1 pseudogene is annotated in these 273 nt (G+C 46.2%); it reads right to left on the bottom strand.

The features are described 5' to 3' along the window. A pseudogene (locus AAEY88_RS13595) lies at positions 1–273 on the bottom strand (type IV pili twitching motility protein PilT); the annotation flags it as partial.

Genomic DNA, 273 nt, shown 5'->3' with positions numbered 1-273 from the left:
CCCACTAGCGCAGCCAACGAAGTCGACTTACCAGTACCGGTACCACCCACCATAATGATAAGACCACGCTTACTCATGACCAAGTCTTTCAAAATAGGGGGTAGCTTTAGGTCATCAACTTCAGGTATTTGGGTTTCGATACGGCGCATAACACAACCGGCTGATTCGCGTTGCCAAAAGGCACTGACACGAAAACGACCTAAATCTTTGGCTGCAAATGCAAAGTTACACTCACTAGTGTCGTGAAATTCTTTCTTTTGAACGTCACTCATC

This window comes from Psychrobacter sp. CAL346-MNA-CIBAN-0220 (assembly GCF_040309805.1).
Lineage (GTDB): Bacteria > Pseudomonadota > Gammaproteobacteria > Pseudomonadales > Moraxellaceae > Psychrobacter.
The sequence above is the reverse complement of the archived record's forward strand: the minus strand, read 5'-3'. Positions and strand labels throughout refer to the sequence as shown.